The organism is Candidatus Accumulibacter vicinus (assembly GCF_000584955.1).
Taxonomy (GTDB): domain Bacteria; phylum Pseudomonadota; class Gammaproteobacteria; order Burkholderiales; family Rhodocyclaceae; genus Accumulibacter; species Accumulibacter vicinus.
The window spans coordinates 222,424-230,179 of sequence record NZ_JDSS02000027.1; the positions used below are offsets into that span (position 1 = coordinate 222,424).

At 60.9% G+C, this 7,756-nt stretch carries 6 protein-coding genes; 4 read left to right on the plus strand and 2 right to left on the minus strand.

Going from position 1 to position 7,756, the window contains the following annotated elements; translation table 11 throughout:
• The 4 genes from CAPSK01_RS13505 to rsmA form a co-directional block, all read left to right on the plus strand.
• Positions 1-2,598 (plus strand): LPS-assembly protein LptD (locus CAPSK01_RS13505; protein ID WP_273703669.1); only part of this gene is annotated, 2,598 nt, incomplete at its 5' end.
• An 8-nt stretch (positions 2,599-2,606) separates the two neighbouring features.
• Positions 2,607-3,914: a peptidylprolyl isomerase gene (locus CAPSK01_RS13510; RefSeq protein ID WP_034927528.1), complete on the plus strand. Its 1,308-nt coding sequence runs from the start codon at positions 2,607-2,609 to the stop codon at positions 3,912-3,914.
• 4 nt (positions 3,915-3,918) lie between these two features.
• Positions 3,919-4,923 (plus strand): 4-hydroxythreonine-4-phosphate dehydrogenase PdxA, encoded by a 1,005-nt coding sequence (gene pdxA / locus CAPSK01_RS13515; RefSeq protein WP_034927531.1) that lies wholly within the window; start codon positions 3,919-3,921, stop codon positions 4,921-4,923.
• A gap of 4 nt (positions 4,924-4,927) precedes the next feature.
• Positions 4,928-5,734, plus strand: a complete 807-nt coding sequence (gene rsmA / locus CAPSK01_RS13520) for a 16S rRNA (adenine(1518)-N(6)/adenine(1519)-N(6))-dimethyltransferase RsmA (RefSeq protein WP_034927534.1) — start codon at positions 4,928-4,930, stop codon at positions 5,732-5,734.
• Between the two features lie 223 nt (positions 5,735-5,957).
• Here the strand turns inward: rsmA and xth are convergent, their stop codons facing one another.
• Both xth and CAPSK01_RS13530 read right to left on the minus strand, forming a co-directional pair.
• Positions 5,958-6,725, minus strand: a complete 768-nt coding sequence (gene xth, locus CAPSK01_RS13525; RefSeq protein ID WP_034927537.1) for an exodeoxyribonuclease III — start codon at positions 6,723-6,725, stop codon at positions 5,958-5,960.
• Between the two features lie 395 nt (positions 6,726-7,120).
• Complete coding sequence (locus tag CAPSK01_RS13530) at positions 7,121-7,624, minus strand: transposase (RefSeq protein WP_273703670.1); 504 nt, start codon at positions 7,622-7,624, stop codon at positions 7,121-7,123.
• Positions 7,625-7,756: the final 132 nt, after the last annotated feature.

Sequence of the window (7,756 nt, forward strand, 5' to 3'; positions counted from 1 at the left end):
CCGCCCGACGCAGCGGCAACAACTGGCGCAGCGCTTGCCCAGCCAAACGAAGAAGCGGTTCTGCCATCCTCGCGACAGGCGACCCAGGAATCCCCTCCGGCAGTGGACGACGAACGCCGTGTGGCAGTGCCGCCGGTTGTCAGGCCCAAGCCTGTCGGAGCCGCCGCCGGATCGGTACAGAAGTCTGCCGTACCGGCAGGGTCATTGCCCATCGCTCCTGCGCTTGCCGAGTCGTTACCCGATGCGGAGTCGTTGTCATTGCGGATGGCCCCGGCGATACTGCCGCCAGTATCGGGGAGCAAGGTGCCGCGACCAGTTTTCCTGAGCGCCCAGCGCATCTCGGGGGTCGTGGACCGCGAGGTGATGGCCGAAGATGCCGCGGAATTGCGCAAGGCCGGCACCGTGCTGACTGCTGATCGCCTGACCTACTGGCCGGTTGACGACGAGGTCGAGGCAGTCGGGAAGGTGCGCATCGAGCAAGGTGAGGACGTCATTTCCGGATCGCAGGGGCGCCTCAAGATCGAGGATCAGGTCGGTTTTTTCGATCAGGCTTCGTACTTCGTCAAACGGCAGTCGGCACCAGCGGTTGCGGCGCAGGGCAGCAAGAAACCGGATTTGCCCTGGGCCGAGCAGGACGAATCGACAACCGGTTTTGCCGCACCGCGTGTGCTTGGCATCAAGCCCGGGCAGACCCGGCTGAAGAGTCCGACAAAGCCGGCAAACGAATTGACGGAGGCGCGCGGCGAGGCCGAGCGCATCGATCTCGAAGGGGAAAATCAGTATCGTTTGACCTCTGCCACCTACACGACCTGCAAGCCCGGCAACGATGACTGGTATCTCAGTTTTTCCAGATTGAAGCTCGACTACGATAATGAGGTGGGGAGCGGCGACGACGCCACGGTACACTTTCTCGGCGTACCGATCCTGCATTCCCCATGGGCTTCCTTTTCGCTGAACAACGAGCGCAAGTCCGGTTTTCTGATTCCCCGCTATGGATCGAGCAGTGACAACGGCCTGGAACTCGCCGTGCCGTACTATTGGAACATCGCACCGAACATGGATGCAACGTTTGAGTCCCGGATTCTCAGCAAACGCGGCTTTCAGCTTGGCTCCGGATTTCGCTATCTCGATACCGTTTATGGTGGAACTTATCGCGGCGAGACGTTTGGCGAATATCTCCCGCACGACCGGAAAACGAACACTGATCGCTGGGGCGTGGTGTTGAATCACAGCCAGACGCAGGCCAACGGATTCTCCGGGACAATCAATTACTCCAAGGTTTCGGACAACGACTACTATACCGACCTGTCCAGTCAGATTACCAGCACCTCGAAGACACAACTCCTGCAGCAGGGGGTACTGAGCTATGGTGGGGGTGGCTGGTGGAACGCAACGGCCAATCTGCAGTCTTTCCAGACCCTGCAGCCCGACCCGAAGAATCCGGTGGCCAAGCCGTATCGCTTGTTACCGCAGATTACGATTAACGCAAGACAACCCGACCTGTTCTCAAGCGACAGTGCTTTTTTCGGGCAATACACTGCTTTTGTGCACCCCGATGCAGACAAGGTTGAAGGGCAGCGAATCGTGTTGCAGCCCGAGGTGTCATTACCCTACGTCACGCCGGGGTGGTATGTGGTTCCGCGCATCGGGGTTAACTTTACCCAGTATTCACTATCCTATCCAACGTCGGCGAATGTGCTTCCTACATCGATCAGCCGCACCTTGCCGATTGTCAGCGTCGATTCCGGGATGACCTTCGAGCGATCGAGCAACTGGTTCGGCCGTGACTATACCCAGACACTCGAGCCGCGATTGTTCTATCTGAGCATTCCCTACCAGAACCAAAACAACATTCCGGTTTTCGACACCGCGCTCGCAGACTTCAATTTTGCGCAGATCTTTGCCGACAACCAGTTTTCCGGCTGGGATCGCATCAACAATGCCAATCAATTGACCGCTGCAGTGGCTTCTCGCCTGGTCGATTCATCTTCCGGGAGCGAAATCATGCGGGCGATGGTTGGCGAAGTCTTCTACTTCACCGATAACCGGGTGGTCCTGCCGGGCGCGCAAGCCAGGACCACCGACCGCAAATGGGATAAATCCGATTTGCTGGCCGCCTTCAGTGGCCAGTTGTTACCCCGTCTGTACGCCGATGCTGCCGTACAGTTCGATATCAACGACCAGCGTCTCCAGCGTTACTCGCTCGGTACGCGTTATCTGCCGGGGCCAGGCAAGGTGCTGAACGCCGGTTACCGTTACAACGTCGATGCGGCGACACCGATCAAGGAGTTCGACATTTCCGGGCAATGGCCGATCAACGCTCGCTGGCAGGCGGTCGGTCGCTATAACTACTCGTTGATCAATTCCACACCGGTCGAGATCATTGGCGGACTGGAGTACAACGCGGGCTGCTGGGCGCTGCGTACGATTGTTCACCGGATTCAGACGACCCAGGCCGACTCGACCACGCAGTTTTTCGTACAACTTGACCTGACCGGGTTGTCGAGCGTTGGCACAAACCCGCTGACTGTTCTCCAGCGCAGGATCCCCGGATACACTGTGGGCCAGGCGGCGACTGACCCAGCTTTGGCTGAATGATAGGTTGCATGATGAAGTTTCTATTTCGTGGCGTGCTTCTGCCCGCCTGCCTGGTCGGGCTGGCAACCGCACAACCGCAGCCAGTACGGCAGCCGGCCGCGGTCGATCGTATCGTTGCGGTGGTCAATGATGAGGTGATCACGCAGTACGAGTTGCGTTCCCGTCTCGATTCTGCGTTGGGTCAGTTGCAGCGACAGGGAATGTCATCGCCACCGCGTAATGTGCTCGAAAAGCAGGTGCTTGAACGTCTGGTGATGGACAAGGTGCAACTGCAGCAGGCGCGTGACATGGGCTTACGCATTGATGATGCGCAACTCGAGCAGGCGCTGCAGCGTATTGCTGCGGGCAACAATCTTTCGCTCGCCCAGTTCCGGGCAGTGCTGGAAAAGGACGGGATCGCGTTTGCAAGCTTTCGTGAAGAGATTCGCGCGGAAATCACGATTGCCCGCCTGCGCGAGCGCGAGGTGGAAAGCAAGATCTTCATCTCCGACGGCGAAGTGGACAACTATCTTGCCAGTCCGTCGGTGCAGGGCGGTACTGAGGAAGAGTATCAGTTGGCGCATATCCTGCTGCGAGCGCCGGAGTCGGCGAGCCCGGAGCAGATTCAGAAACTGCGGGCCAAAGCCGAGCAGATGCTGGAACGTTCAAGCAAGGGCGAGGATTTTGCGCAGCTTGCGGCCGCCTATTCGGATGCTCCGGACGGCATGAAGGGAGGCAATCTCGGTTGGCGTTCGCTCGATCGCCTGCCCACGATGTTCGCCGAGGCAAGTCTCAAGCTCAAGGTCGGTGAGGTGTCGCCAGTGCTGCGCAGTTCGAACGGCTTCCATCTGATCAAGCTCTTGGCCAAACGCGGAGGCGGTGCAGTCCAGGTCGTCGAGCAGACGCACGCGCGGCATATCCTGATCAAGGTCAATGAAGTCGTGTCGGAGTCGGAGGCACGGCATAAGCTGGAGAGCTTGCATGCGCGGATCAAGCATGGTGAAAACTTTGCCGAGTTGGCCAGGCTTTTCTCGCAGGACGGCTCTGCCTCCAAAGGCGGCGATCTTGGCTGGATCTATCCCGGCGATACCGTTCCGGAGTTTGAACGGGCGATGAATCTTCTCGCACCAGGCGAACTCAGCCAACCGGTTCAGTCACCGTTCGGTTTTCACCTGATCGAAGTGCTTGATCGCCGTATCCAGGACGTTTCGAGTGAGCGGCGACGCGCTGCGGCGCGCCAGACGCTGCGCGAACGCAAGCGTGACGAGGCCTACCAGGACTGGCTGCGCCAGGCACGCGACCGGGCGTATGTGGAAATCCGGCTTGAGGAAGGCTGAGCGAATGACGTCTTTGCCCGTGCTGGCCGTCACGGCTGGCGAACCGGCCGGTATCGGTCCCGAGATCTGCCTGCGCCTGCTTGAGCATGCGCGTGAACGACCGTTCCCTGCACGCATCGTCGTTCTCGCAGATCGTTCGCTGCTCGCTACGAGGGCGGCGTTGCTGAATCTGCCCTGCGATTTGCACGATTGGGATCCTTCGCTACCGCCGCAGGCAGGTAAGGTGGAGATTCTTCACCTGCCCCTGGCAGTCGATGCCCATCCAGGTCGGCTGGCGCCAGCCAATTCGCCGTACGTGCTGGCGCTGCTCGATCGCGCACTGGCCGGATGCCTGTCCGGAGAATTTTCTGCGATGGTTACCGCGCCGGTCCATAAGGGGGTGATCAACGACGCCGGAATTCGCTTCACCGGCCATACCGAATACCTGGCCGAGCGGACGGGAACGCGTCGGGTGGTGATGATGTTGGCCGGTGGCGGCCTGCGTGTAGCGCTGGTGACGACGCATCTGCCACTCAAGGATGTACCGGCTGCCGTGACCGAAGTGGCGATTGCCGAAACGCTGCACATTCTGCATCGCGAGATGAGAAGCAAGTATGGCATTGCTCGGCCACGCATCCTGGTTGCCGGTCTCAACCCGCACGCTGGCGAAGGAGGCTATCTGGGCCGCGAAGAGATCGACGTGATCATCCCGGTGCTCGACAGGCTGAGGGCCGAAGAGGGCATGACGCTGCTCGGGCCACTCCCGGCCGATACGATGTTCTCGCCGCCGGTGCTGGCACGCGGCGACTGCGTTCTGGCGATGTATCACGACCAGGGACTGACGGCGCTCAAGTACGCGAGTTTTGGTCACGGTATTAACGTCACCCTGGGACTGCCGATCATCCGCACGTCGGTTGATCATGGGACGGCGCTTGAACTCGCTGGCAGCGGGCAGGCAGATCCCGGAAGCCTGCTGGTGGCCATCGAGCAAACGATCGAGATGGTCAAGAGAGTCAGCCGCAAGGGCTGATCGAATGCGGCCGCCTATCGCGCGAAAGCGCTTTGGTCAGAATTTTTTGGTTGATCAGCAGATCATCACGGACTTCGTGAATCTGCTGGCGGTGCAGCGGGACGACCTGCTGGTTGAGATTGGTCCCGGGCTGGGCGCCTTGACCAGCCCGCTCTTGAGGAGGCTCGACCATCTGCATGTGGTCGAGATCGATCGCGATATCATCATCTGGCTGCGGCAAGCGTATGCGTCCGAGAAGCTGACAGTACATGCGGGCGATGCGCTGGCATTCGCCTTCGGTGAGTTGGCCGACGCTGCAGGCCGCGGCCTGCGCATCGTCGGCAATCTCCCTTACAACATTTCGACACCGCTCCTTTTTCACCTTGCCGGCTTTGGCGACTGCGTGCGCGACATGCACTTCATGCTGCAGAAGGAAGTCGTCGAGCGCATGGTCGCGGCACCCGGCAGTGGCGAATTCGGACGCCTGTCGGTGATGCTGCAATACCGATTCGTGATGGACAGGCTGCTTGATGTTCCGCCAGAGGCGTTCAAGCCCGTGCCAAAGGTACACTCGGCAATCGTGCGTCTGATTCCGCGCCCAGCAGCAACATTGTCGGTGATCGACACCCCCTTGTTCGCCAAGCTGGTGTCGGCTGCCTTCGCACAGCGACGCAAGATGTTGCGCAACAGTCTCAAGGGTCTGGTCGACGATTCACTGCTGGCAGTGCTTGGCATTTCACCCGCCTGTCGGGCCGAGGATCTGTCGGTGGACGACTACATTCGCCTGGCCAACAGCCTCAAGACGGCGCGCTGCAGTACAGCGCCGACCTGACCTCAACCGTTGAGGCAGGAGCCGCCCGGTTCGCCGCGGTAAAGAACTATCTCCCGTCCGCTGGCCTACCCCCGGATGGTGCCGGCGAGAAGCAGCGGGAATCCCGGGCAGTTCTGACTTTCCGTGAAGGCCTGCGCACCAGCCGGCAGCCTGACCATGCGCTGCATACTACGGCCAACTGCTCGCTCGGTACGGAGCGCCAGTAGTGTGTGCGGCGTGGACATCAGTCGGCCAGTTCAGCAGTGACCGGTGCGTGGTCCGACGGCCGTTCGAGTTTGCGTACTTCCCGGTGGATTGCGGCGCCCCTGCAGCGATCGGCAAGGGATCTGGACAACAGGATGTGGTCGATCCGCAGCCCCCGGTTTTTCTGAAAAGCGAGCATCCTGTAGTCCCACCAGGAGAAACTCTTGTCGGCTTGCGCGAAGAGGCGAAAGCTGTCTATCAGGCCGAGACTCAGCAAACGCTGAAAAGCGGCACGTTCCGGCTCCGAACAGAGGATCTGCCCGGCCCAGGTTACCGGGTCGTATACGTCCCGGTCATCCGGGGCAATGTTGAAATCGCCGGCCAGGATGAGTTGAGGATTGGCGTCGAGTTTTTCGGTGATCCATTGGGCGAGGGCATCCAGCCACTCTAGCTTGTAAGCATACTTGTCACTGCCAATAGCCTGTCCATTCGGGACGTAGGCGCAGACCACACTCATGCCGCTGACGGTCAAAGCCAGCAGGCGTTTCTGCTCATCGGGGTAGAGCGGATTGCCGAAAACGATATCCGTCGGCGTTTCTCGCGTCAGCAGGGCAACACCATTGTACGTTTTCTGTCCCGAGAAGACGGCCTGATAGCCCAGGGCCGCGATTTCCTGACTCGGGAAGTCCTGGTCCTGAAGTTTGGTTTCCTGCAGGCAAACGATGTCTGGTTGCTGTGCTGCCAGCCATGCGAGCAGTTGCGGCAGGCGGACCTTGAGTGAGTTGACGTTCCACGAGGCAATTTTCATGTTTGACCGAACCGATGATTGAATTGCGCGAAGGTAACTAACGAATAGCGTTTATCGGCCGCGCCAAAAGCGCCGGGTCCAAGCGGTGGCGTATCCGCGGCAGATAAACCTCGTTGGACTGAAGCGCCTCGACGGCAGTACTGATGGGGATTGTAAGCGTCCCGCGGCTTGGGTCAAGCCACGGGTAGGGTTCGGACGCGCGGGCGCGGGGTTCACGAGAGCCTTCCGCGTCGTCGCGGGAGCCTCACCGGAGTCAAACGGGCCGTCGGGTTGCGGCAAGCCCGGGTCAAGACCGTGACTTCGTCGCCTCGCCGACGCGTCAGCTCCTGGCGGCCTCGACCCCCAAGCGTCACCCAGCGCCACCGCCGAGGCTCCTCGGCCCTGCCCAGCCGTTCTCATGGCGGTCCGCGAACCGATGTGCTCGGCGGCGTCGCCGGACGCCGGGGCGGAATCGCCGCCGTCGGAACGAATCGCCCCGCATGGCAATGCGTGCAGCGCGCCCACTCGGCGCGACCGACGCGCTGCAGGAAGTCCGCCACCGTCGCCGTAATCACCGGATCGGGTTCCGGTACCGACAAGGCCTGCCGTGCCAACGCCAGGTGGGTGGCCTTCGCCGCCGGAGCCAGCAGACCATAATGCCGAATCCGCTTGAAGCCGTTCGGCAAGACGTGCAAGAAGAAGCGATCGATGAACTCCTCCGCCGGCACCTGGAGCACGCGCTTGCCCGGCGTCGCGCGCACGCGGAAACGGATCGTCGTCGCGTCCATGCCGACGAGACGCTCGTTCGAGATCGCCACCCGATGCGTGTAGCGACCCCGGTACTCGAGCACCTGCTCCGGTCCGCCGAGGGGCGGTTTCGCGTAGACCACCCAGTCGTGCGCCAGCAACTGCCGGCGCAACGCCTGTCACGCCTTCTCCTCTGCCAGCGCTTCCGTCAGAGGCTGGCCCGCGCCTCGGGCTTCACTCAGCGCCGCCATGAACTTGCCGCGAAAGACCCTTGAGAGCGCCTTGACCGGAAACAGGAAGCCACG